The following is a 23480-nucleotide window of genomic DNA, read 5'->3' on the forward strand; positions in this document are numbered from 1 at the left end:
GCTTTGTTGCAGGGGGAACTCGCTGGGACCGGTGCCGGATATGCCGACGGGGTCCTGGCGCCGCTGAACAGAGGCGTCCGATCAATCCACCGCAGCCTGGAACATGTAGCCCATGCCATGGACGGTGACGATCCGGCTGGGGTCGGCCGGATCGTGCTCCACCACCCGCCGCAGCCGGCGGACCAGCCGGTCGATGGAGCGGTCATAGGGCACGGAGTCGCCACGCAGCGTCAGGTCGAGCAGATCGTCCCGGCTCAGCACCCGTCCGGGATGCTCGACGAAGGCGGCGAGCAGTTCGAATTCGGCCGAGGTCAGCCGCGCATCCTCCCCGCCGGGATCGCGCAGGCGCCGCTTGTCCAGATGCAGCTCCCACCCGTCGAACCGCTTCACCCGCCCGCCCGCCGGCCGGGTCGGCTTGGCGATGCGGCGCAGCAGGCTGCGGGTGCGGGCCAGGATCTCGCGCGGCTCGAACGGCTTGGTGATGTAGTCGTCGGCCCCCAGCTCCAGCCCGATCAGCCGGTCCATCCGGTCGGAGCGCCCGGTGATCAGGATGATCCCGATGTTGGAGGTCGCCCGCAACTCCCGCGTTACCGCCAGACCATCCTTGCCGGGCAAGCGGATGTCCAAAAGCAGCAGGTCGATCCGTCCGCGCGCCAGCAGCGCCGACAGCTGATCGCCGTCGCGCGCAAGCATCACCCGATAGCCTTCCCCTTCCAGATAGGCCTTCAGGGTCTCGCGGGTGATGGGATCGTCGTCGACCACCGCGATGGTGTGCATTGTCACCCGTACCGGACTGCGATGGATGGCGGATTGTCCACCATGCCCAACAGCGACGTTATCGGTTCCGCCAGCCAGGCACAAGGTGGCGCGTAACAGCCCGGCGCGGCGACTTCACGGATTGTTCGGATCTTCCACCCTCATGAAGGGGGACAATCGCGCGGACCTTGCCAGGAAGCCGGGACAATGCCACATTTGTCCCCATGACAAATTGGACCCCGAACCTGGAGGGCCGTCCCGGCCCGCTCTATCGCGTCATCGCCGACGCGTTGGCCGACGACATCGCGGAGGGCGCCCTGCCCACCGGCACGCGGCTGCCGACGCACCGCGACCTCGCCTTCCGCCTCGGCGTGACGGTGGGAACGGTGACCCGCGCCTATACGGAGGCTGAAAAGCGCGGGCTGATCGGTGGCGAGGTCGGGCGCGGCACCTTCGTCCTCGACCAGCGTCCGTCGGCGACCCCGTTGCCGCTCAGCTGGCCGCCCGCCGGGATGGCGGCAGCCGGTCCCGCGACCGTCAACATGACCACGCTCCGCCCCGAGCATGCCGTGGCGGTCCAGAGCTTCGGCCAGACCCTGACCGCCATCGCGGCGTCGGGCCATGCGGCGACGCTGCTCGGCTACGGTCCCCATGCCGGCCTGCCCGACCATCGCGCCGCCGCCGCCCTCTGGCTGGAGCGCCAGCACCGGGTGAAGGCGACCGCCGAGTCGGTGTTGCTGACCACCGGCGCGCAGAATGCGCTGGCGGTGGCGCTGGCCGCCGTGGCCCGCCCCGGCGACATCATCCTGGCGGAGCGGCTGACCAACATCGGCACCAAGGCGCTGGCGGCCACCCAGGGCTACCATATGGAAGGCGTTGCCATCGACGAGCATGGTCTGGTGCCCGACGCTTTCGACAGCGCCTGCCGCCGGCTGGGTCCGAAGGCGGTCTATCTGGTGCCGACCTTGCAGAACCCGACGGCGGTGGTGATGCCGGCCGCCCGCCGGCGCGAGATCGTCGAGATCGCCCGCCGCCATGGCGTGATCCTGATCGAGGATGACGTGTTCGGCTTCATGGTGCCGGATGCCGTGCCGATCCAGACCATCGCGCCCGACATCACCCTCTATGTCTCCAGCGTGTCGAAAAGCCTTGCCGCCGGACTGCGGCTGGGCTTCGTCGTCGCCCCGCCGGACCTGCGCTCCCGCGTCGAGACCACCATCCGTGCCCTGCAATATTCCGCCCCGGCCCTGCCGGCGGAGGTCGTGGCGCGCTGGGTCCAGGACGGGACCGCCGACCGCATCGTCGCCGCCCAGCGCGAGGAGGATCTGGCCCGCCAGCGGCTGGCCCGCTCCATCCTGCCGGCCGAAACGGTCTATGGCCACCCGGCGGCGCAACATCTGTGGCTGGTGCTGCCGGAGCCCTGGCGCCGCGAGGATTTCATCGGCGAGGCCCGGCGCCGCGGGGTGATCGTCGCCGGGGCCGACGCCTTCGCCGTCGGCCGAGCCAGCGCCCCCCATGCGGTGCGCGTCGGCCTGTGCATGCCGGGCAGCCGCGACGAGGCCGCCCGCGGCCTGCGCGCCCTTGCCGATGCCCTGGAAGCGCCGGCGGCGGCGATGCTGTCGATCGTGTGACGCGGCGGTCAGAGGAGTTCTGACCGCCACGTCCATGCGCCATGCAGGCTCCACCCCTGTCGACGCGCATCCCAACGGGAATGATGGGCAAATGCTGCCGCCCGGCCGGCACGAATCTGCCGCCCGGCATATCGTTACCCACCACGAAACCATTTGTTGCCAAGGGGTCGGCGTTGGCCCGCATCCTGCAATCCCCTTGATCGTCATTCCGTCCGGGAATGCGTGAAGAGGGGAGTTCGCCATGGTCAGCCTGTCCAGTTACGCCGATGTCGGCAGCATGGCCCAAAGCCTGCAACAGTCGATCGACGCCGCGGTCAAGCGCGTGCAGCAACAGGCGGCTGACAATGGCGGCGCGGCCGACAAGGTCCAGAACTACGAGCAGACCGTCAACAAGTCGGCGATGACCACCGCCCCATTCGCGACGAACATCGGCACGTTGGTGAAGGACACCAGCCGCCTGAACGTCTTCAGTTCCCTGGCCTCCAACGACCCGGTCGATTTCTACAAATTCTCCGTTCCCACCGCCGGCGCCGCGTCGTTGGGAACGGTCGGCGATGCCGGCGTCCGGCTGCAATTGATGGATCGCGGCGGCAAGGTCCTCGCCGACAGCAACAAGGATGCCGGAGCCGCCTATGACGCTTTCCAAAAGCTGAAATCCGGCCAAATGACCCTGGACAAGGGCGATTACACGCTGCGGGTCGCCCGTGACAAGGACGTGCCGGTCAAGGATGCCAAGAGCTATGGCGTCCAGCTGCGCATGGGCGGCTACAGCAAGGATTACGACACCATCGCCAAGCAGCCGGCCAAGGCCGACAACCCCTTCGGCGGCAACACCAAGCTGCAGGGGCTGGCCTCGATCCTGGGGGCCGGCAGCGCCTCGCCCAATCCGGCCTCGATGCTGCTCGGCGGCTCGGGCGGCAGCTATGGCGGCCGCGGCTCGCTGCTGAACGCCATCCTGTAGAGCGCGCCCTCACGCCAGCCGGTCGCGCCCCGATTCCTTGACCAGCAGCACCGCCTGGGTGCGGCTGCCGACGCCGAGCGCCTTCAGCACGCCGGTGACGTGGGTCTTCACCGTCGACAGGTTCAGCCCCAGGCGCTCGCCGATCTCCTGGTTGGACAGGCCCTGCGCCAACAGATCCAGCACCTCCAGCTGGCGGCGGGTCAGCCCGTCGAAAATGCCGGGCGCCGCGTTCCGTGCTGCGGCGGTCGCGACCGGCGCCGGAGTCCCCGGCATGCCCAGCACCGGCGGCACATAGGATCCGCCGGCCATCACCAGCCGCAGGATGTTGACCACCAGCACGTCATCGGTCGATTTCGGAATGAAGGCCCGGACGCCGCGCGACAGCACGGCGCGCATCTCATCCGGCGATTCGATCATCGAGAAGATGGCGACCGGAACCGGCGCCACGCGCTTGACCAGCGCCTCGACATCGTCCAGCCCGCCGAGACCGGGCATGCGCAAATCCATCACGATCAGGTCGAACGCTGCCCCCCCATCCTGCATCGCCCCGTCATTCAGTGACGCGTCAAGGATGGCGTTCAACTGGCCGAAGCTCGTGGCGGCGACCACGGTGGCCCGCTCGTCCAGTTCACCCACCAAATGGGTCAAGCCGCTGCGGACGATGGAGTGATCATCGGCGATCAGAACCTGCATGTAATGTCTCGGACCGGAAATGCCTGCCTACCGCACCGTCATACGCTGACGCAACGGTCCGCGCTACCTCCTTCGCACGTCACGCGCCCTTCCCCCCGTGCCGCGTGCCGGAAGGGTTGCAGACCGTCGCGGGGAAAGAGCCATGCCCTCTCCCCGCCCGCCGGCCGGAACCGCCGGATCAGGAGATCTTGATCATGATCTGGGCGCGGCGGTTCGACGGCTCCCGCACATTCGGACCGGTGGGAACCATCAGCTGATTTTCGCCGACACCTTCGATCGAGATGATGTTGGCCGGAGTGCCATGGCCGACCAGCGCCTTGCGCACCGCCTCGGCCCGGCGCAGCGAGAGCTTCTGGTTGTAGGAGGGTGAACCGGAGGTGTCGGTGTGGCCGATCACCTGGATGCGGACGGCCCGGGCCCGGCCGGCGGCCTCTGCCGCATCGGCGATGATCTTGTCGGAATTCGGCGTGATCGCCGACTTGTCCCAATCGAAGAACACCTGATACTCGCTCTGCGGCTGGGCGGCCATCGGGGGTGCCACCGGAGCCGGGGCGGCGACCGGCGTGGCGCGCTCCGGCCCGCCGAAGCTATAGCGCAGCCCGGCCAGGATGGTGTGGTTGCGGTACTCGCCCTTCGAGGTCACCGGCCCCAGTTCGAACTCCGGATCGACGGTGGCGAAATAGCGGTAGTCGAGCGTCAGCGCCACTTTGTCGTTGATCGCATAGGACGCGCCGACGATGCCCTGATAGGCGAAGACCCAGTCGCGGTCGCTGGCGCCGTTCAAGGTCTGCTTCACGCCAGCGATGCCGGCACCGGCGCCGATATAGGGGGTGATCGGCAGACCGACATCGATATCGTACAGCAGGTTGCCCATGAAGGCGACCGAACTGGTCCGGCCGCCAAGCCCGTTCGAGGCGGGGGTGGCGCTGCTGGTGCTGTCGATGCCGTTGCGCCACCGCCAGGCGGCCTCCAGCTCGGCGCGCAGCCCCATCACGGAGGCATAGCCGACCGACAGGTCGCCGATGCCGCCGATCTTGAACTTCTCCTTCAGCCCCAGGCCCGGAGCCGGATAGCTGCCGAGGTCGGCATCCTCGGTCCAGTTCACGCCGGCGCCGGCGCCGACATAGAAGCCTTCGGTGCCGGCAAGGGCGGCGGCCGGAGCGGCCAGGACGGGAAGGGCGGCGGCCAGTGCCGTGCCCAGCAGAAACCCACGCATCGTCATGTTCTTGTTCCCATGGTTGACGGCGTTGGCGGATCGGGACGTCCCGGCCTGCGGCGAAACGCGTGACAGAACGGGCTCAGGCCCCGACAATGGACGCCGCTGGCATGGCTTCCAATCCCGGCTCCGTACACCCATTTTCCCTGTTGCAGATCCGCCGCAGCAGCTCCATAGACATTTCTTTTCGTGATAACAATGGCTTGGACAAAACCGCGATGGCTTCTACCCCGGACGATTCGGTCGACTACCCCCTCTGCGCCACCCCGGAACCCGGAGGATGGCAGGCGGTGGCGCCCGGCGTGTTGTGGATCCGGCTGCCCCTGCCCTTCCAGCTCGACCATATCAATGTCTGGGCGCTGGATGGCGGGGCCGCCGGCTGGACGCTGGTCGATTGCGGGCTGGGCGACCGGCGCAGCCGCGCGGTGTGGGAGGCGCTGCTGCGCGACGCGCTGGGCGGGCGTCCGGTGGAGCGGGTGGTGGCCACCCATTTCCATCCCGACCACATCGGCGCCGCCTCCTGGCTGGTGGAACAGACCGGTGCCGAGTTCGCCACGTCACTGACCGAATGGCTGTTCGCCCGCATCCTGTCGGCTGGCGGCGGCGACACCGCCAACGCGGTGGCTGAGCGATTCTACCGCCGCTGCGGGCTGGAGGAGGAGGCTCTGGCGGCGCTGCTCGCCCGCAAGGACGGCTACAGCCGAGGGGTTCCCGGCGTTCCGGCGACCTTGACCCGCCTGCGGGCCGGCGACCGGCTGCCGGTGGGCGGCGGCGGTTGGACAATGGTCGGCGGCAGCGGCCATTCGGCGGAACCGGTCAGCCTGTACCGGGCGGCCGAGGGCGACAGCCCGCCTCTGCTGATTTCCGGCGATCAGATCCTGCCGCGGATCAGCCCCAACATCAGCGTCTGGCCGACGGAACCGGAGGCCGATCCGCTCGCCGATTATCTCGCCAGCCTGGAGGCGTGGAGCGTCCTGCCGGCCGACACTCTGGTTCTCCCCTCGCATGGGCGCCCTTTTCTCGGCCTGCATCGCCGGGCCAGCGACCTGTCCCGCCATCATGCCGAGCGGCTGGTCGAAATCGAAGCTTTGTGCACGGCGCCGCAGACCGCGGCGGCGGTGACGCGGGCGCTGTTCCCACGCCCGCTCGACCCGCAACAAATGCTCTTCGCCGTCGGCGAGGCCGTCGCCCACCTCAACCACCTGATCCGCAAGGGGCGGCTGGAGCGGATCGCCGGGCGGCAGGTCGGGGGGATGCGGGACGCCGACCTTTACCGCCTTGCTGTCATGGAACCGGCCTGACGGCGCTCACTCGGTGACGATCTCGAACTCGTGGGGATCGAGCAGGGTCGCCACCGACAGGGTCTTCAACGTCTTCGGATCATCCGTCCGTTTCATCTGGGCATGCTGGGTGCCCATGCCGTCCTTGCGGATGGCGACCACTTCCCAATAGCCGCCGCTGGGGGACAGCTTGCGATAAATCTGTCCCTCGACCACCTCGCGCTTCCTGCGCATTTTCGTTCTCCAAAACCCGTCCCATACCGGCGGCCGTCACGGTCGCCGCGAAGGGCGCCATTGAAGCACAAAACACCCCCGTCGTGGCGAGTGTCCGTTCGGTGACTCGTTGCCGATGCCGCATTTGCGCTGTTGCAACGCAACACGACCGGAGCACCCCCGATGACCTTTTGCCGCACTGCGGTTTCACAGTGGAACAAAAGCCGCCGCCGTGGGTTCATAGCGGTCATGGATACCGATCTCGACGTGCTTGTCTTCGCGACCCGCCTGGTCGATGAACTGGGAGACACCGCGATTCGCATGAGCCGCGTTCGTCTCGTCGAACTCACGGCCGCCAATCACACCCGTGCCGCCATCTTCTGGCGGGATGTGATGCGCACCTGCGAAGGATTGTTGAGCGAACGCTCGGGCCGACGGACGGCAGGCGGGCTTTCCTCCCCGGCCCCGGCCCCAAGCATTGCTGCGGCGCAACCGGGGGCCTCCCATGTTCCCCGCCCCATTCCCTGACCCGTTCCCCGGCTGGGCCGCAAGACGCTGCCGATAGGAAAAGGGCGCCGATGGAAAAAGGGCCGGCACGTCGTGCCGGCCCTCTCCTTTTCGCGGAACGCGGTCGCGCTTCGCTTACTTCACTTCGGCATACTGGCCGGCGTGCCACTTGTACCAGACATAGGCCGGGCTGGTGACGTCGCCCTTGGCGTCGAAACCGATCTTGCCGATGACGGTGTCGTAGCTGCCCTTGCGCAGGACGTCGGCGACCTTGGCCGCGTCGGTCGAGTTCGCCTGCTTCACCGCGTTCGCCCAGATCTGGAGCGCCGCGTAGGTGTACAGGGTGTAGCCTTCCGGCTCATAGCCAGCCTTGCGGAACTTCTCCACGACGGCCTTGGCGTCCGGCTTCTCACGCGGATCCGGACCGAAGGTCATCATGGTGTCCTCGCCGGCGTCGCCGGTGATGGCCCAGTACTCGTTGGTCACCAGCGCGTCGCCCGACACGATGATGGCCTTCAGGCCCTGGTCCTTCATCTGGCGGGCGATCAGGCCGGCCTCGGTGTGGTAGCCACCGATATAGACGGCGTCGACATTCGCCTGCTTCAGCTTGGAAACCAGAGCGGAATAATCCTTCTCACCGGCCGTGTAGGCTTCGTAGATGGTTTCCTTCTGGCCGCCGGCGTTCAGCGCCTTCTGCGTCTCGTCGGCCAGACCCTTACCATAGGCCGACTTGTCGTGCAGGATGGCGACGTTCTTGCCCTTGTACGTGTCCAGCAGATACTTGCCGGCGATCGCGCCCTGCTGGTCGTCACGGCCGCAGACGCGGAAGACGTTCTTCAGTCCCTGCTCGGTCAGCTTCGGGTTGGTCGAGGCCGGGGAGATCTGCAGGATGCCCTCCTCGGAATAGACCTGGCTGGCCGGGATCGACGAACCGGAGCAGAAGTGGCCGGCCACGAACTTCACACCGGCCTTGGCCAGCTGGTTGGCGACGGCGACGGCCTGCTTGGGATCGCAGGCGTCGTCACCGACCTCCAGCTTCAGCTTCTGGCCCAGGACACCGCCGGCGGCGTTGATGTCCGCCACGGCCTGCTCCATGCCCTTCTTCATCTGCTCGCCGAAGGTGGCGTACTGGCCGGTGATCGGGCCGGCGGTGGCCACCGCGATGTCGGCCTTGGCGGCCGTGGCGGAAAGCGCGGTCGCCGCGATGGCGGCGAGAAGGGACAGCTTGAATTTCATGGGTGTGCTTGCTCCCTGTTCTATGAATGGTCCCTGTTGCAACATACCCCCGGCCCTTGCGGGCCTTGCCGCCGGGTCCCCTCCGGCGGTGTTCAGATTACCATACCCCAAGTGGCGCGACCTGCGACAGTTTCGCGGGCACCAATCAGCCGTACGGTCTAATTCCTTCGCCCTAGGCCTCGGTCCCGCTGCGCTCTTTCCAAGCGAAGGGCCCTGCGCGCTCATAGAGCCACGGGTACTGGTTGACCATGCGGCGCGCGATGGCGACGCGGTGGGCGGTGAGCGTGATCAGGGCGATGACGGCGGTGTGGACGATGAAGCCCCACAGCGACAACAGCTGCCCGCCGAACAGGCCCCAGGCGAGGAAGCGGTCGCCGACGCCCAGCAGCAGCGAATAGGCGATCACGCTGGAGACCGGCTTCCACCCCTCCGCCAGCGTCTGGCCGGTCAGAACCCCGCAGCCGCCGAACACCAGGACCGTCAGGAACACGAAGACCGGCAGCGAAGACCCGAGAAGCGCCTCCATCTCAATGTCCCCCTTCCAGATAGGCCGACCGCACCTCCGGGTCGGCCAGAAGCTGCGCGCCCGTCCCCGTCATCGTGATCTTCCCCGTCACCATCACATAGGCCCGGTGCGCCAGCTTCAGCGCGTGGAAGGCGTTCTGCTCCACCATGAACACCGTCATCTTCTGTTCCCGGTTGATCTCCTGGATCACCTGGAAGATCTGCTTCACGATCAGCGGCGCCAGGCCGAGGCTCGGCTCGTCCAGCAGCAGCAGGCGCGGCTGGCTCATCAGCGCCCGCCCGATCGCCAGCATCTGCTGCTCGCCGCCCGACATCGTCCCGGCCCGCTGGTTGATGCGCTCCTTCAGCCGCGGGAACAAGGTCAGCACCCGCTCCAGCTCGCGCTCGAAACTGCCGGGCTGGGCGACGATCGAGCCCATCTGCAAATTCTCCAGAACCGTCATCCGCGGGAAGATGCGCCGCCCCTCCGGGCTTTGCGCGATGCCGCGCCGCACGATCTCGTGCGTCGGCAGGTCGGTGATGTCCTCGCCCTCGAAGAACACCCGGCCCTGGCGCGCCCGCGGGCTGCCGCAGATCGTCATCAGCAGCGTCGATTTGCCCGCCCCGTTGGCGCCGATCAGCGACACGATCTCGCCGGCGCCGATCTCGATGTCGATGCCCTTCAGCGCCTCGATCGCGCCGTAGAAGGTGTGGACGCCCGATACCTTCAGCATGGATCAGGCTCCCTTCCGGGCGAGGTTCAGGTCGGCGGCGACCTCCGGCGGCAACGCCTCGTCCTCGTCCTCGCCGAGATAGGCGCGGATCACCGCCGGGTCGTTCTTCACATGCTCAGGCGTGCCGTCGGAAATCTTCCGGCCATAGTCCAGCACCACCACATGGTCGGAAATGCGCATCACCACGCTCATGTCATGCTCGATCAGCAACACGCCGGTGCGGTGGCCCCGCGGCGTCCGCACATCGCGGATGAAGGTCAGGATCTCGGCCAGCTCCCCCGACTCGCGCGGGTTCAGCCCGGCCGCCGGCTCGTCCAGGCACAGCAGCACCGGCTCGGTGCACATCGCCCGCGCGATCTCCAAACGGCGCTGGGCGCCATAGGGCAGGTTGCCGGCCTCCCAGTCGGCGAACTCGGTCAGCCGCACCCGGTCCAGCCAGTATTTCGCCAGCTCCACCGCCTCATGCTCGGCCCGGCGGAAGCCGGGAAGCCCGAGCAGCCCGGCGATGGCGAAGCCGGACGCCCGCATCAGCTTGTTGTGCTGGGCGACGATCAGGTTCTCCAGAACGCTCATCCCGCCGAACAGCCGGATGTTCTGGAAGGTGCGCGCCACCCCGGCCAGCTGGGCGATGCGGTAGCCCGGCATCCGCTCCAGCAGGAATTCCTTGCCCGCCGGGTGACGCAGCGTCAGCCGCCCCACCGTCGGCGTGTAGAAGCCGGTGACGCAGTTGAACAGCGTCGTCTTGCCGGCGCCGTTCGGGCCGATCAGCGCGGTGATCTCGCCGGCCCGCGCCTCGAACGACACGTCGTTGTTCGCCACCAGCCCGCCGAAGCGCATGGTCAGGTGTTCGACGCTCAGCAAAGGCTTGTCGTTGTTCATCCCAACATTGTCCATGGGGGCGCTCATTTCGCGGCTCCCGCGGCGGGCTTCCCGCCGCCATGCAGGAGGATGGTCGGGTCGCGGTGGGCCAGCAGGCCGCGCGGACGCCACAGCATGATCACCACCATGCCGGCGCCGAACGCCAGCATGCGGTAGTCGGCCAGCTCGCGGAACGCCTCGGGCAGGCCGATCACCAGCAGCGTCGCCACCACCACGCCGATCTGGCTGCCCATGCCGCCCAGCACGACGATGGCCAGGATGATCGCCGACTCGATGAAGGTGAAGCTCTCCGGGCTGATGAAGCCCTGGCGCGTCGCGAAGAAGGACCCGGCGAAGCCGCCGAACATCGCGGCGATGGCGAAGGCCGCCAGCTTCATGTTGGTGCGGTTGATGCCGAGCGAGGCGCAGGCGATGTCGTCCTCGCGCAGAGCCTCCCACGCCCGGCCCAGCGGCAGCTTGCGCACGCGCAGCGTGAACAGGTTCACCACCAGCGCCAGCGCCAGGATGAGGTAGTAGAGGAAGATGATGCGGTGCAGCGGCGAGAATTCCAGCCCGAACAGCTCATGGAAGGCCGGCATGCCGTCGGCCGGGCTGCGCGAGAAGTCGGCGATGCCGAAGAAGCTCGGCCGCGGGATGCCGGAGATGCCGTTGGGGCCGCCGGTGAACTGGTACCAGTTGACCAGGATGATGCGGATGATCTCGCCGAAGCCCAAGGTCACGATGGCGAAATAATCGCCGCGCAGCCGCAGCACCGGGAAGCCCAGCAGCACGCCCGAACAGGCGGCCAGCACGCCCGCCAGCGGCAGGCAGAGCCAGAAGCTCAGCCCGAAATAATGGGCGAGCAGCGCGTAGGAATAGGCGCCGACCGCGTAGAAGGCGACATAGCCGAGGTCGAGCAGGCCGGCGAGACCGACGACGATGTTCAGGCCCCAGCCCAGCATGATGTAGGTCAGCAGCAGGATGCCGATGTCGAGGATCATGCGGTCGGCCAGCGGCGTCAGCGGCAGCACCGCGGCGAAGGCGACGGCGACCGGGCCGATGTAGCGGCTGGCGTGCTGCACGCGTGCCGCGACGCGGTCCATCCGCTTGTCGCGCTCGGCCTGACTGAGCTTGGAGCGGCCGGTGGCGACCGTCATGGCGGCGCGGATGGCGATGACGCCGCCGCCCAGCACCAGGACGAGGCGCAGCACCTGGGTCGGCATCGGCAGCACCAGCCCGACGCCGGCGCAGACCAGCGCCAGGATCAGCACCGGCAGAGCCATGCCCTGGCGGATCAGCCCGAGCCCGAGCCGGCCGAGGAAGACCAGCAGCAGCGAGGCAGCCACCTCCTCCGGCCGGGCCTCGATGCCGAGACCGGTCGGGCGGTCGACGGTGCGCAATCCCACCAGCGGCACGGTCAGCAGAAGGGCGACGAAGGCGGCGAGAGCGGCGTCCTTGAGGGTGGCGGGCCAATCGACGCCGGGACGCTTGCCGTTGATGTGGTAATGGGGGTGCGACGGCGCGTGGGAAGGGGTGGTCATGGCGCTTACACCTTCTCGATCTCGGGCCGGCCGAGCAGGCCGGTGGGCCGGAAGATCAGGACGAGGACGAGGATGGAGAAGGTGGCGACGTCCTTCCATTCGGAGCCGACATAGCCAGACCAGAAGGCCTCGATCAGGCCGATGACCACCCCGCCGAGCATGGCGCCGGGCAGCGAGCCGACCCCGCCGAGCACGGCGGCGGTGAAGCTTTTCACGCCCGCCAGGAAGCCGATGTAGAAGTCGATGACGCCATAGATCAGCAGCACCATCATGCCGGCGACGGCGGCCAGCGCCGCGCCCATGACGAAGGTCAGCGAGATGACGCGGTCGACATTGACGCCGAGCAGCCCCGCCATCTTCTTGTCCTGCTCGCACGCCCGCTGGGCCCGGCCGAGCGAGGTGCGGTTGATCAGCAGGGTGAAGCCGACCATCAGGACCAGCGTGATGATGATGGTGGCGAGCCGGACATAGCTGACCGAGACGGCGCCGTCCATCAGGGTGAGGTTGCCGGGCAGGATCGGTTGCAGCGGCTTGGAGCGGGCACCCTGGAGGATCTGGATGTAGTTCTGCAGGAAGATCGACATGCCGATGGCCGAGATCAGCGGCGCCAGGCGCGGCGACGAGCGCAGCGGCCGATAGGCGATCCGCTCCACCGTCCAGCCATAGACGCTGGTGAACAGCATCGAGGCCACAAGCATGATCAGCAGCGCCAGGGGCACCCAGGTGATGCCAAGCGCCCCGATCGCCAGGAAGGTGATCAGCGCAACAAAGGCGCCGATCATGTAAATCTCGCCATGCGCGAAGTTGATCATGCCGATGATGCCGTACACCATCGTGTAGCCGATCGCGATCAGCCCGTAAATCGCGCCAAGCGACAAGCCGTTGATCAATTGCTGTAGAAAATAGTCCATGTCCTCATCCCACCTTCAGCGCGGCGCAAAGCCAGGGTGCGGCGGCACGGGCACACTCGGCACACCGGTCTCGCAACAGCACCCCCCCTGTCTGGTGCACCCTGTCTGGTGCAGCCCGTCCATTCACCAAACGGAATGCCCCATCATCCGGAATTCCGTCTATCAGCCTGACGGACCATGATTTTTCCCATTCGGAGCGGGCGTCTGCGATCCGGTCTGGCCGTCCGGCAGGTGCCCCTCCTGACCTTTTCGGTAGTAACAGCCTGACGGATTTTTGCAAGACAGATTTGTGTTGCCCGCATGCGTGATCGACACGGACAACCCAAGACCGAACGGAAAGGCCGAAAACGCGAAACGCCCCGCCGGCGGCAGCCGGCAGGGCGTCTTGCTGAACGGAAACTCGATCTTGAAGGCGTCAGCGAACCGCGACGGACTGCTTGGCCGGCACGGCGGCGACCTTCTGCTTCGGCTTGGCTTTCGTCTTGGCGGTGGCGGCCTTCGGCGCGGCCGGCGCCGGAGAGGCCTGGGCGACGGCGATGACGGGATCCGGACCGCTGACCACCTTCACGTCGCAGAGCGGCCGGCTGGCCAGATGCATCAGGCCGGCATTCTTCTCGTCCGAGGTCAGGGTGCGCAGATCGTCGGCGGTCAGATCCTTGGCGGCGGCCGAGCGGTCGACAAAGTTGGCGCAATATTGCGGAATGCCGATGGTGGCGGCACGGCGGCTGATCTCGTTCGCCAGCTCGGTCCGGAACATGTCGAACTGGCGCGTGGCGTTGCCGCCGGCGCCGGAGCGCTTGTAATAGCTGATCAGCGACGCCTCGGAACTAGACAGGAGAGCGCGGTTCTTGACCGAGAAATCCTGGTACAGGTCGAACGGCTTCTTGTCCGGCATCACCGTGCGGCAGGTCAGGCCGACCACCATCATCTCGGTGTGCATGCGCATCAGCTGTTCGGCCGCATGCTCCGCCCGGTTGTAGCAGGCGGGAGCGGCCGGGGTGCTGGCCTTGGCCGGGCGCGCCTTGGCGGCGGCGGGCTTCGCCGGATCCTTGGCGGCGGCGCTGGCGGGCGCGGGCAGGGCGAACAACCCGCCGAGGATTGCGGCGGCGGTCAGGGCTTTCAGGGACAAGCGGAGGGCAGCGCGCTGGCGACTCATCAGGGGCTCCGGTGGCGCGGTACAAACAGGACAGGGGTCGGGACGGAGATCGGCAGCGCCCGACAGTCGGCGACCTTCTACCCGAACACCGGGACGGGTCAATGGGAATTGGCCGCCATTTGCGTTTTGTCTCATCAACCGGACGGCGGCGCAACGGCGATTCGGATCCTGCCCCACCGGACAGATCAGGGCTCCGAATCCGTGTTAACGGATATTAACGTCGAGGATAGCGTTGAGGTAATCGGTGTCCCAGCCTGCCAGCTTCCTGCGGAGCTTGATGCTGGTGGGTCTGGGAGTGGCGGCCGGCTTTTTGGTGGCGCGCCGTAATCCGGAGCGCGGCCGGGCGGGTTCGGCGGCCTTGCGGACGAGGTTGATGGCGAAGTGGCGGACGACGGCCATGTTCAGGGCGCCGTGGCCTTTGCGCAAGCGGGACTGGTCCTCGTTGAAGACGACGTCGAGCAGCCAGTGCAGTTGGTTCTCGATGCGCCAATGGCCGCGCACGGCCTCGGCCGCCGCCTGGGCGGCGAGCGGGGCGGAGGTGATGTAATAGCGCGTGTCGGTGCGGCAACGATCCTTCAGCTCGGTCTTGCTGACCACCCGAACGATGGCGGCGACGGCGGGCAGGCGGACTTCGCCGGGAAAACGCCGCGCGCCGCTCAACCAATCGACCTGGCGCGCGACCGTGACCGCGCGCTGCTCGATCCGGCCATGGCCCTTGTCGATATCGGCGGCGTGATCGAGCGTCTCCGGCGGTGCGCTGGTGAAGAAACTCTCGATCTCGTCGCGCAGGGTGGGCTGGTTGGCTTTGACCGCCAGCAGATAGTCGGCCCCGGCGTCGCGAACGGCCTGGGCGATGGTGGCGTTGCAGGCGATGGCGTCGATGGTGACGATCGCGCCCTTGAGCCCGCCCTCGGTCGCCAGGCGCTCCAGCAGAACCGGAATGGCCGCCAGTTCGCTGGCTTTGTCCTCGACGGCCTCCTGGCCGAGGACCAGACGGCTGGTGGTGGCGAAGGCCGAGACCAAGTGCAAAGGGGCCTGCCCAAGGCTGCGGTCATGGCTGCGTCGCGAGGTCTTGCCGTCGATGGCGACCAGTTCCGGCCGGTCGGGCCACGCCTCGCGCACCCAGGACAGGAAGCAGTCCTGGAACAGGCCGGGAGGGATCCGGTTCATGAACACGGTCAGCCAGCGTCCGCTCGGCACCCCATGGTGATAGGGCTGGAAGCGCCGCAGAAAGTCGAGCCGCGCTTCACCCCAGGCGGCGATCGCCTCGTAATCCTCGCAATCCGCGATCGTCCCGCACACCGCCAGAAGCAGGATCTCCGGTAACGGATAGGCGACCCGCCAGGGAGCACGCGGGTCGTCGATCCGCGAAAAATGTTCCAGCAGCGCCTTCAGCCGCGATTTCTCACCAAAGCCGGCTTCGATCGAACTCATGGGAGGACCTTCCAAGACGAGAGCCTCCACCGAATCAGAAACTTCCCAATTCGTAAACCGCTGTTAACCCGACTTCGGAGCCCTGCCGGACAGATGCGTCCGCTGGACGCGGCGGGGCGGGCGACGCTATGGATGGATCTTGGACAGTCGGACGGGTGACAGGGCATGGCAGCCACCGGATCGCAATCGGCCGGAACGGGGTACAGCAGCGGATACCGGATCGGCATCGATCTCGGCGGCACCAAGACCGAAGGGATCCTGCTCGACCGCCAGGGAAGCCAGCTGGCGCGTCTGCGGGTTCCGACGCCGAAGGGCGATTACGACGGCACCGTCGCCACCATCCGCGATCTGGTGGCCCGGCTGGAGGGGGACATTCCCGCCGGCGCCAGGGCGACGGTGGGCTTGGGCATTCCCGGCGCCATCTCCCCGGCGACCGGTCTGGTGAAGAACGCCAACTCAACCTGGCTGATCGGGCGGGATTTCACCCGCGACCTGACCAGGGCGCTCGCCCGGCCGGTGCGGATCGAGAATGACGCCAACTGTCTGGCGGTGTCGGAAGCGACCGACGGCGCCGGGGCCGGCTGCGGCGTGGTGTTCGCGGCGATCCTCGGCACCGGCTGCGGCGCCGGAATCGTCGTGCATGGCCGGGTGCTGGGCGGACGCAACGCCATCGCCGGGGAGTGGGGGCACAACCCGCTGCCCTGGCCGACCGACGGCGAGCGGCCGGGACCGGCCTGCTATTGCGGCAAGCATGGCTGCCTGGAAAATTTCGTGTCGGGGCCGGCGGTGGCGGCGGACCATCTCGCGGCGACCGGCGAGAGGCTGGACGCCGCGACCATCCTGGCCCGCGCCGCCGATCCGGGCGACGCCCCCGGCGGCGACAGCGGTTGCCGGGCGACGGCGGAGCGGCTGGTCGGACGGCTCGCCCGCGGGCTGGCCGCCGTCGCCAACCTGCTGGATCCCGACGTCATCGTGCTGGGCGGCGGGCTGTCGAACGCGGAACTGCTGTATGAACGGCTGCCGGCGGCGATGCAGCCCTGGGCCTTCAGCGACCGGCTGGACACGCCGGTACGCCGCGCCCGCCACGGAGATTCAAGCGGCGTGCGCGGCGCCGCCTGGCTGTGGCGGCCCGGAGAGGTACCGGAAGAATAGCCGGACCTCAGTCCCGCTGCGCCGTCCGCGGGACCGGCGGGGCGTCGGCGCTGCGCGGCGGGGCCATCACCCGTTTGGCGGCGGCGGGATCCACCGGCGGCGGCGTCAGCGAATGGGTGCTGGAATAATGCTGGCTCGTCTGTTTCACGTCGGTGCCGTAGCGCGTCATGCCGGCACGGTCCTTGCCGGCCTTGATCGCGCCCCAATGGGACGGAGCCGGGCCGGGCAGCGGCTGGGCCTGATCCAGGTTGCGCAGCAGCGGGCCGGTCGGGACCATCTGGTCATACACCCAGGGCGCATAGTCCTGCTTTTGGGCATGGGCCGGCGATGCCAGCGTCATCATCGCCAACGCGGCGGCGGCAACAATGGTCCTGGCGGCGGTTTCGGCAGAGAGGACAACGCGGGTCATCGAACAGGCGCCTTTCGTCCGGGGAAACGGATCGGTAGGCCCAGTCGAACGGAAAGCGCCCGCGCCGTCCAATGCGGAGGCGCGTTACCCACCCCGGTGGCCGCCTCCCCAAGCGGGGCAGATACCGGCCAGGGAGGAGAGCGGCGGCTTACGGAGCCGCCAGACGGTAGAGCGTCAGGTGCAGGCGCTTGCCGGTGTTGTAGTTGAAGCCCGACAACTCGGCCAAAGGCAGCGGCGTGCCGCCGCCCAACTCGTCGAGGAAGGCCGGCGCCTCGCGATCCTCGACCAGCGCCAGCCCACAGGCGCGGTCGGCCGTCAGATGCGCCGCGGCGCCGGCGCCATGGACCAGCTTCGTCGGCGTGCCGAGAAGGAAGACGAGGCTCGGCTCCGAATAGCCGGCGGCGGCCACCACGCTGTCCGGGCAGGGGCGGAACTGCTCGACCGCGCGGGCGGCCTGCCGGCTGACCCAGACGCCGTCGATGTTCGGCAGCACGACGGCATAGGTGCCGGCATAGAGCAGCGCCGCCGCCCCGACCCCGGCGGCGAGCCCGGTCCGCCGCCTGTCCCGCAGCAGCGCGCGCAGCGCGAGGGCGAAAAGGCCGCCGACCGCCGGCACCAGCGCCACCGCGACCGGATCGATCCGGCGATCGACCAGCCAGGGGATCACCGCCACCGCCAGCGTCAGGGCGCCGAAACCGATCGCCCCCAGCGCCACGGCGGCGGCGGCCAGCCAGCGGCGCGGCCGTTCCCGGCTGCGGTCGAAGCCGTCGACCAGCGCCGCGGCGGCGAGAGCGGCGATGGCCGGAAACACCGGAAGGGTATAATGCAGCAGCTTGGTCGGCACCGCCTCGAACACCAGCCAGCTCGGCACGATCCAGGCGATGCAGAAGCGCACGGCGTCCAGCCGCCGCCGCGCCCAGATCCAGGGAAGCGCCAGCAGGGCCAGCGGCGACCAGGGGGCGAAGGTCACCCAGAAGGTGCCGAGATAATAGCCGGGCGGCAACCCCTTGCCCTCCTGCCCGCCCGACACCTTGCCCAGCATGTCGTGGCCGACGGATTCGGCGAAGAAGGCGCCCTTGCTCTTGATGGCGATGGCGATCAGCCAGGGGGCGGCGATGGCGACGACGATGCCGAGCCCCGCCAGCGGCTTCAACCGCTTCAGCCAGGCGGCCTCGCGGTCCCACAGGGCAAGCACCAGCGCGGTGCTGCCGGACACCAGCAGGACCATCGGCCCCTTGACCAGCACGCCGACGCCGGCGGCGATCCAGAAGACCAGCGGAGCGGTCCAGGCGGCGCGCCCGGCGGGGGCCGCGTCGCGGCGGCGGAGATAGAGATGGGCCAGCACCGCCTGCCCGATCACCACGGTGGCGAGCAGGACGGCATCGGTCTTGGCCATCCGCGCCTCGACCCCCAGCACGACGCAGGAGGCCAGCATCAGCCCGGCGATGAAGCCGGCCGCACCACCGAACAGCCGGGCCGCCGTCCAGGCTGCGGCGACAACGGCCAGGATCGCGCCGAGAAAGGAGGGGATGCGGTAGGTCCAGATGGGCTTGTCGGCCCCGACCGGGATCCCGCGCACGGCATCGGCGGCGGCGGTCGCGGCACTCTGCAACCAATAGATTCCGACCGGCTTCTTGTAGCGCGTCTCGTCCTGGAAGCGGATGTCGACATAATTGCCGCTGTCCAGCATCTGGGAGGAGGCCTGGGCGAATCGTGCCTCGTCGCGGTCGAAGGGCGGCAGCAGGGTGAAACCGGGCAGGAACAGCGCGGCGGCGATCAGCGCCAGCAACGCATAGGCCCATAGTGGCAGAGGACTGGGTGGCGGAGGGCTGGGCGGCAGGCGGCCCTGCGACGGGGACGAAGAGGTCACGGCTTGCTCGGCACCGGATCGCCGCCGGCCTGCGACTTCTTGTGCGACCAGACGAAATAGACGTTGCGGGCGTAGATCACCAGGCCCATGCCCTGCCCCAGCATGAAGACCGGGTCGAAGCGGTAGAAGGCATAGGCGAACAGCATGACGCCGCCGCCGAGCGAGAAATACCAGAACAGTTCGGGCACCACGCTGCGGCGCGCCTTCTCGCTGGCGATCCACTGCACGATGAAGCGCATGGTGAACATGAGTTGGGCGAAGAAACCGATGCCGACCCAGATCAGGTCGGTGGTGCTTTGCCCCTGGAACCACGCTGCGGCGCGCTCAAGCATCTTGAAATCCTGTCCCGGCTGGGTCGCTGTGAAGGTCGATCGGTTGCGGAAAGCGTCAGAGGCGTTCGGAGACCGGCGTCAGTTTCGTCCGCCGTTTCAGCCAGTAGACGCCCAGCAGATCGACCACGCCGATCAGCCCGCGCCGCCAATTGTTGTATTTCGACACGCCGCGCTCGCGCGGGCGATGGTTCACCGGCACATAGGCCACCGGATGGCCATGCGCCCGGAAAAGCGCCGGCAGGAAGCGATGCATCGCCCCGAAAAAGGGCAGGTCAAGGAAGGCGTCGCGGCGGAACAGCTTCAGCCCGCAGCCGCTGTCGGTGCAGCCGTCCTGCAGCAAGGACTGGCGGATGGCGTTGGCGGCCTTGGAGGCCCAGCGCTTGGACAGGCTGTCCTGGCGTTTCCGGCGGATGCCGCCGACCAGCACCGGCGCGCCGGGCTTGCCCGCCGACACCAGGGCGAACAACGCCGGAATATCGGCCGGGTCGTTCTGGCCGTCGCCGTCGAGCGTCACCACGAATTCGCCGCGCGCCGCCTTGACGCCGCTGCGCACCGCGGCACTCTGGCCGGAGCGGTTGACATGGCGCAGCACGCGCAGCCGGCCGGCCTCGACCGCCGGGGCAAGGCGCGCCTGGGTGTCATCCTCCGACTGGTCGTCGACGAAGATGATCTCGAAACCGCCGGCCGGGGTCAGTGCCCGCTCGATCTCTTCGAGCAACGGCAACACATTCTCGGCCTCGTTGAAAACGGGGACAACGACCGACAGCCGCACCGGCTGGCCGCTCTCCGGAAAAATGCTCACGGTTTGCCATCCCATTCGCCAAACGGGCGGCAAATTACTCTCGCGGCGCCGCGAACGGTAGCGGAAAAGGAAGAGACGGGAGCGGGGCAGCTCTCCGCGCCCGTCCCATCCGGCGGCGGCGCCGGCCGGATTACCCCTTCCTGCCGTCGGGCGGCGAGCCCGGCGCGGGCAGCGTCAACGGGACATAACGCAACTCGCCGCCCCGGCTGACCAGCATCAACAGGGTCTTGCGCCCCTGCTCCCTCGCCCTGGCGATGCGGGAGTCCAGGTCGGCGGGCGTCGCCAGCGGCTCCTGGCCCACCTCGACGATGACGTCGCCGAGGTCGAGCCCGCGCTCCGCCGCCGGGCTGTCCCGCTCGACCTCCGTCACCACCAGCCCGTTGACATCCTCGCCGATGGAGAAGCTTTCCCGCAGGCCGGGGGTCAGCGGCGCCAGTTTCAGACCGAGCGCCGAGGCGCTCTCCTCCGGCTGGGCGGACCGGGGAGCGCCGCTCGACCCGGACATCGCCAGTTGCTGCGGCTCGTTGCGCAGCTCGCCGACCGTCACCTGGACCGATCGCTCCTTGCCGGCACGCAGAAGGGTCAGCGGAACGGTGCGCCCGATCGCGGTGGAGGCGACGAGACGGGGCAACTGGCGCATCTGCTCCAGCGGCCCGCCGTCGAAGGCGGTGATGACGTCGCCCTGGCGCAGGCCCGCCGCCGCCGCCGGGCTGCCGGGCGACACGCTGGTGACCAGCGCGCCGCCGGTGCCCTGCACGCCCAGGCTCTCGGCGATGTCCGGCGTCACCCGCTGGACCTGGACGCCGAGCCAGCCGCGCCGCACCTTGCCGCCATCCTTCAACTGGTCGACGATCGGCTTGGCAAGAGAGGATGGAATGGCGAAGCCGATGCCCACCGATCCGCCGGTCGGCGAATAGATCGCGGTGTTGATGCCGATCACCGCCCCGCCGACGTCATAGAGCGGACCGCCGGAATTGCCGCGGTTGATCGCGGCGTCGGTCTGTAGATACTCGTCATAGGGGCCCTGCTGGATGTCGCGGGCGCGGGCCGACAGGATGCCGGCGGTCACCGACCCGCCGAGGCCGAAGGGGTTGCCGATGGCGACCACCCAATCGCCGACCTCCACCGATTCGCTGTCGCCCCAATGGGTGGCGGCCAGTGGCCTGTCGCTTTCGACCTTCAGCAGAGCCAGATCGGTCGGCGCGTCCGCCCCGACCAGCTTGGCCGGCAGTCTGGTGCCGTCATGCAGGGTGACGGCGATCTCGGCCGCATCGGCGACGACATGGTTGTTGGTGACGACCAAGCCCGACGGATCGATGATGAAGCCCGAGCCCAGCGCCATGCTCGGCGGGACCGGCGGACCGCCGCTCCCCGGCCCATCCCCGGCCCCATTCCCCGGCCTCTCTCCCGGTCTCTCTCCGGGCCCGCCTCTCTGACGGTTGCGGAACCCACGGAAGAATTCCTCCAGCGGGGAGCCGGGGGGGATATCCATCCCCTCCGGCAAGCGGCCGGCGCCGGCCGGGGCCGAAGGCGCCTGCGTGCTGGAGATGTTGACGACCGTGTCGATCTGCGTCCGCGCGAGGTCGCGGAAGGAGGGGGGCGCATAGGTCCTGCTGGCTCCGGGCTGGGGACCGGCGGGGGCGTCCTGCGCGGCGACCGGAGCCGCCGGTGAAAAAACCGCGCCAAACAGCAGCGCGCAAAGCGCCACGGCCGGAAGGCGTCGAAGAATGCGGTATGAACGCGGCGCGGACGCATGCGGCATGGACGGTCTCCGCAAAAACGGTTGGGCGGAACGAAGCAGGCGGTGATCGGATGCTCGCCGCCGAAGCTGCTATGGAACTGAAAACACGCTTGCCCCCGTCCGGGGTCCATCCTGGCTTTCAAAAGGCGGCGCCCCAGAGGGCACACCACCACCGGTTTCCGCCCCCCCGGCCTTTAAAATTCCCGGATTCCAACACGCGTCGCGCCCTGTTGCGGCAAGGGACGGAAAATCACGATTCCTTGCAAAGTTATGCTGGCATTTTTGAGAAGAGTTTCCGATAGTCATCCGTACCGAAAACATCGCCCGCCAGCGTGAAGCCTCGATGCTGCTGACGCACGCGCCCGCGTGGTCCCGCGTCCGAAGCATGCGGTCCGGGTGGACATGCTGACGAATGACTGAAAATTCACTTTGGCAACCGAGCGATATAATGAACGCAGAAACCGGGAGCGAGCCGGAGTCTCCCAAGAAGCGTGGGCGCATTCCGCAGTCGGCGTGGCCCCAAATTCTTGATCGGTACCGCAGCGGCGCAACTCTTTCCGCCATCGCGCGTGAATTCGAATGCACGCCGAGCGCAATCTCCTACATCATCAAGAAGGCGGAGGCCGCAAGCGGTCAGGGCGATGCCGCTCCGGCTGACGCGGCACAGGACGAGGCCCAGGCCACGGACGGCAGCGCTTCGGCGGTTGCCGGCGAAGCTCCAGCAACCCCAGCCAGTTCGGACGCTCCGGCAGACACCCCTGCCGCGGCCACGCCGGAAGCCGATGCCCCGGCGGAACCCCGCCGCCCGGCCGGCCGCGCCGCCCGCACCACGCTGACCCGCGCTCCCCGCACGGAACAGGCCGCCGAACCGCCGGCTCCCGTCGAGACTCCGGCTCCGGCTCCCGCGCCGGCCCCGACGGAAACGCTGCGCCTGAACCGTCCCGAACCTGCACCGGCGCCCGCCCCGGCGCCGATGCCGGTGCCCGCGGCGGCTCCGGCCGCGGCCGAGGCGTCGCGGCCGGCCGGTCAGCCGACGCCGCCGGTGGATGCGGTGGAAGGCCGCCTGCGCGATACCGCCAAGGCTTGCATTTCCGCCTATCGCGGCTGGCGTCAGCAGCCGAGCGAAGGCACGATCCAGGCCCTGTCCGACACCGTGCATGAGCTGCGCAAGGCCTTGGCCCGCGTCGAGATCGACATGTCGGCCAGCCGTCGCGAGGAGCAGGCGATCCGCCCGATCCCGATCCCGGCGCATCGCGCGTCGCGCCGTCCGAACTGAGCGGACTTTGAAAAGACGCCTTTGAAAAGGCGGGTTTAAAAAACCTCCGCCCCCGACCGGGGCGGAGGTTTTTTATTTTTGCGCTGACGCTGGCATTTTCGGTACGAAAGGGGCTTGACGCCCCCCTGATCGAAAGGCTAATCCTCTGCGCCCCGATGGAAGGGTGGCCGAGTGGTTAAAGGCAGCAGACTGTAAATCTGCCCGCGTACGCGTACGCTGGTTCGAATCCAGCCCCTTCCACCAGTCTCGCGGAAACAGCGGCTTCAT

23 protein-coding genes and 1 tRNA gene are annotated in these 23480 nt (G+C 68.2%); 7 read left to right on the top strand and 17 right to left on the bottom strand.

From position 1 onward, the window contains the following. Positions 1-81: 81 nt before the first annotated feature. Positions 82-777 (bottom strand): response regulator, encoded by a 696-nt coding sequence (locus AZL_RS31440; RefSeq protein ID WP_042446658.1) that lies wholly within the window; start codon positions 775-777, stop codon positions 82-84. A 203-nt stretch (positions 778-980) separates the two neighbouring features. Here AZL_RS31440 and AZL_RS31445 point away from each other — a divergent pair, with 203 nt between their 5' ends. Together AZL_RS31445 and AZL_RS31450 are read left to right on the top strand one after the other, a co-directional pair. Further along, positions 981-2387 (top strand): PLP-dependent aminotransferase family protein, encoded by a 1407-nt coding sequence (locus tag AZL_RS31445; protein WP_012978403.1) that lies wholly within the window; start codon positions 981-983, stop codon positions 2385-2387. Positions 2388-2628: 241 nt separating this feature from the next. Then, entirely contained in the window at positions 2629-3348 is a 720-nt protein-coding gene (locus tag AZL_RS31450; RefSeq protein WP_012978404.1) for a hypothetical protein, read from the top strand. Between the two features lie 9 nt (positions 3349-3357). On the opposite strand, the gene AZL_RS31455 is transcribed toward AZL_RS31450, so the two are convergent. Together AZL_RS31455 and AZL_RS31460 are read right to left on the bottom strand one after the other, a co-directional pair. Next, positions 3358-4041 (bottom strand): response regulator transcription factor, encoded by a 684-nt coding sequence (locus tag AZL_RS31455; protein WP_012978405.1) that lies wholly within the window; start codon positions 4039-4041, stop codon positions 3358-3360. A gap of 178 nt (positions 4042-4219) precedes the next feature. After that, positions 4220-5263, bottom strand: a complete 1044-nt coding sequence (locus AZL_RS31460; protein WP_012978406.1) for an OmpA family protein — start codon at positions 5261-5263, stop codon at positions 4220-4222. Positions 5264-5475: 212 nt separating this feature from the next. Here AZL_RS31460 and AZL_RS31465 point away from each other — a divergent pair, with 212 nt between their 5' ends. After that, on the top strand, positions 5476-6558 hold the full coding sequence (locus AZL_RS31465) for an MBL fold metallo-hydrolase (RefSeq protein ID WP_148219785.1): 1083 nt from the start codon (positions 5476-5478) through the stop codon (positions 6556-6558). Between the two features lie 6 nt (positions 6559-6564). Here the strand turns inward: AZL_RS31465 and AZL_RS31470 are convergent, their stop codons facing one another. Then, positions 6565-6771 (bottom strand): hypothetical protein, encoded by a 207-nt coding sequence (locus AZL_RS31470; RefSeq protein ID WP_012978408.1) that lies wholly within the window; start codon positions 6769-6771, stop codon positions 6565-6567. 228 nt (positions 6772-6999) lie between these two features. Between AZL_RS31470 and AZL_RS35075 the strand changes: the two genes are divergently transcribed. Then, positions 7000-7278 carry a hypothetical protein gene (locus tag AZL_RS35075; RefSeq protein WP_086935515.1) on the top strand — a complete coding sequence of 93 codons (279 nt, stop codon included), beginning with the start codon at positions 7000-7002 and terminating at the stop codon, positions 7276-7278. A gap of 114 nt (positions 7279-7392) precedes the next feature. On the opposite strand, the gene AZL_RS31475 is transcribed toward AZL_RS35075, so the two are convergent. The 8 genes from AZL_RS31475 to AZL_RS31510 form a co-directional block, all read right to left on the bottom strand. Further along, positions 7393-8493, bottom strand: coding sequence for a branched-chain amino acid ABC transporter substrate-binding protein (locus tag AZL_RS31475; RefSeq protein ID WP_042446662.1), 1101 nt, complete (start codon positions 8491-8493; stop codon positions 7393-7395). 172 nt (positions 8494-8665) lie between these two features. After that, positions 8666-9019, bottom strand: a complete 354-nt coding sequence (locus tag AZL_RS31480; RefSeq protein WP_012978410.1) for a DUF6867 family protein — start codon at positions 9017-9019, stop codon at positions 8666-8668. 1 nt (position 9020) lies between these two features. After that, on the bottom strand, positions 9021-9731 hold the full coding sequence (locus tag AZL_RS31485) for an ABC transporter ATP-binding protein (protein WP_012978041.1): 711 nt from the start codon (positions 9729-9731) through the stop codon (positions 9021-9023). Positions 9732-9734: 3 nt separating this feature from the next. Next, a complete protein-coding gene (locus AZL_RS31490) occupies positions 9735-10637 on the bottom strand; it encodes an ABC transporter ATP-binding protein (RefSeq protein ID WP_012978411.1) in 903 nt (300 codons plus the stop codon). Then, positions 10634-12130 carry a high-affinity branched-chain amino acid ABC transporter permease LivM gene (gene livM / locus AZL_RS31495; protein ID WP_012978412.1) on the bottom strand — a complete coding sequence of 499 codons (1497 nt, stop codon included), beginning with the start codon at positions 12128-12130 and terminating at the stop codon, positions 10634-10636. The genes AZL_RS31490 and livM overlap by 4 nt, the downstream gene beginning before the upstream one ends. A gap of 5 nt (positions 12131-12135) precedes the next feature. Then, the gene (locus AZL_RS31500) at positions 12136-13041 is read right to left on the bottom strand and encodes a branched-chain amino acid ABC transporter permease (protein WP_012978038.1); all 906 of its coding nucleotides are present in this window, start codon (positions 13039-13041) and stop codon (positions 12136-12138) included. 415 nt (positions 13042-13456) lie between these two features. Further along, on the bottom strand, positions 13457-14197 hold the full coding sequence (locus AZL_RS31505) for a hypothetical protein (RefSeq protein WP_148219786.1): 741 nt from the start codon (positions 14195-14197) through the stop codon (positions 13457-13459). A 204-nt stretch (positions 14198-14401) separates the two neighbouring features. Beyond that, positions 14402-15631 carry an ISAs1-like element ISAzs5 family transposase gene (locus tag AZL_RS31510; RefSeq protein ID WP_012973506.1) on the bottom strand — a complete coding sequence of 410 codons (1230 nt, stop codon included), beginning with the start codon at positions 15629-15631 and terminating at the stop codon, positions 14402-14404. A gap of 165 nt (positions 15632-15796) precedes the next feature. On the opposite strand from AZL_RS31510, the gene AZL_RS31515 reads away from it, so the two are divergent. Continuing rightward, the gene (locus AZL_RS31515) at positions 15797-16783 is read left to right on the top strand and encodes an ROK family protein (protein WP_012978414.1); all 987 of its coding nucleotides are present in this window, start codon (positions 15797-15799) and stop codon (positions 16781-16783) included. A 7-nt stretch (positions 16784-16790) separates the two neighbouring features. On the opposite strand, the gene AZL_RS31520 is transcribed toward AZL_RS31515, so the two are convergent. The 5 genes from AZL_RS31520 to AZL_RS31540 all read right to left on the bottom strand — a co-directional run bounded on the left by AZL_RS31520 (position 16791) and on the right by AZL_RS31540 (position 21958). Continuing rightward, positions 16791-17192: a hypothetical protein gene (locus tag AZL_RS31520; RefSeq protein WP_012978415.1), complete on the bottom strand. Its 402-nt coding sequence runs from the start codon at positions 17190-17192 to the stop codon at positions 16791-16793. A 148-nt stretch (positions 17193-17340) separates the two neighbouring features. Then, positions 17341-19062 (bottom strand): ArnT family glycosyltransferase, encoded by a 1722-nt coding sequence (locus AZL_RS31525; protein WP_012978416.1) that lies wholly within the window; start codon positions 19060-19062, stop codon positions 17341-17343. Further along, positions 19059-19394, bottom strand: a complete 336-nt coding sequence (locus tag AZL_RS31530; protein WP_012978417.1) for a lipid-A-disaccharide synthase N-terminal domain-containing protein — start codon at positions 19392-19394, stop codon at positions 19059-19061. The genes AZL_RS31525 and AZL_RS31530 overlap by 4 nt, the downstream gene beginning before the upstream one ends. Before the next feature lie 55 nt (positions 19395-19449). Continuing rightward, positions 19450-20211 carry a glycosyltransferase family 2 protein gene (locus tag AZL_RS31535; protein WP_012978418.1) on the bottom strand — a complete coding sequence of 254 codons (762 nt, stop codon included), beginning with the start codon at positions 20209-20211 and terminating at the stop codon, positions 19450-19452. A 115-nt stretch (positions 20212-20326) separates the two neighbouring features. Continuing rightward, the gene (locus AZL_RS31540; RefSeq protein ID WP_012978419.1) at positions 20327-21958 is read right to left on the bottom strand and encodes a DegQ family serine endoprotease; all 1632 of its coding nucleotides are present in this window, start codon (positions 21956-21958) and stop codon (positions 20327-20329) included. A 427-nt stretch (positions 21959-22385) separates the two neighbouring features. Between AZL_RS31540 and AZL_RS31545 the strand changes: the two genes are divergently transcribed. After that, positions 22386-23213, top strand: a complete 828-nt coding sequence (locus AZL_RS31545) for a hypothetical protein (RefSeq protein WP_042446664.1) — start codon at positions 22386-22388, stop codon at positions 23211-23213. Positions 23214-23370: 157 nt separating this feature from the next. Beyond that, positions 23371-23456, top strand: a tRNA-Tyr gene (locus tag AZL_RS31550). Positions 23457-23480 lie beyond the last annotated feature (24 nt).

Origin of the sequence: Azospirillum sp. B510 (assembly GCF_000010725.1) — a bacterium.
In the GTDB taxonomy this organism is placed as follows: Bacteria; Pseudomonadota; Alphaproteobacteria; order Azospirillales; family Azospirillaceae; genus Azospirillum; species Azospirillum lipoferum_B.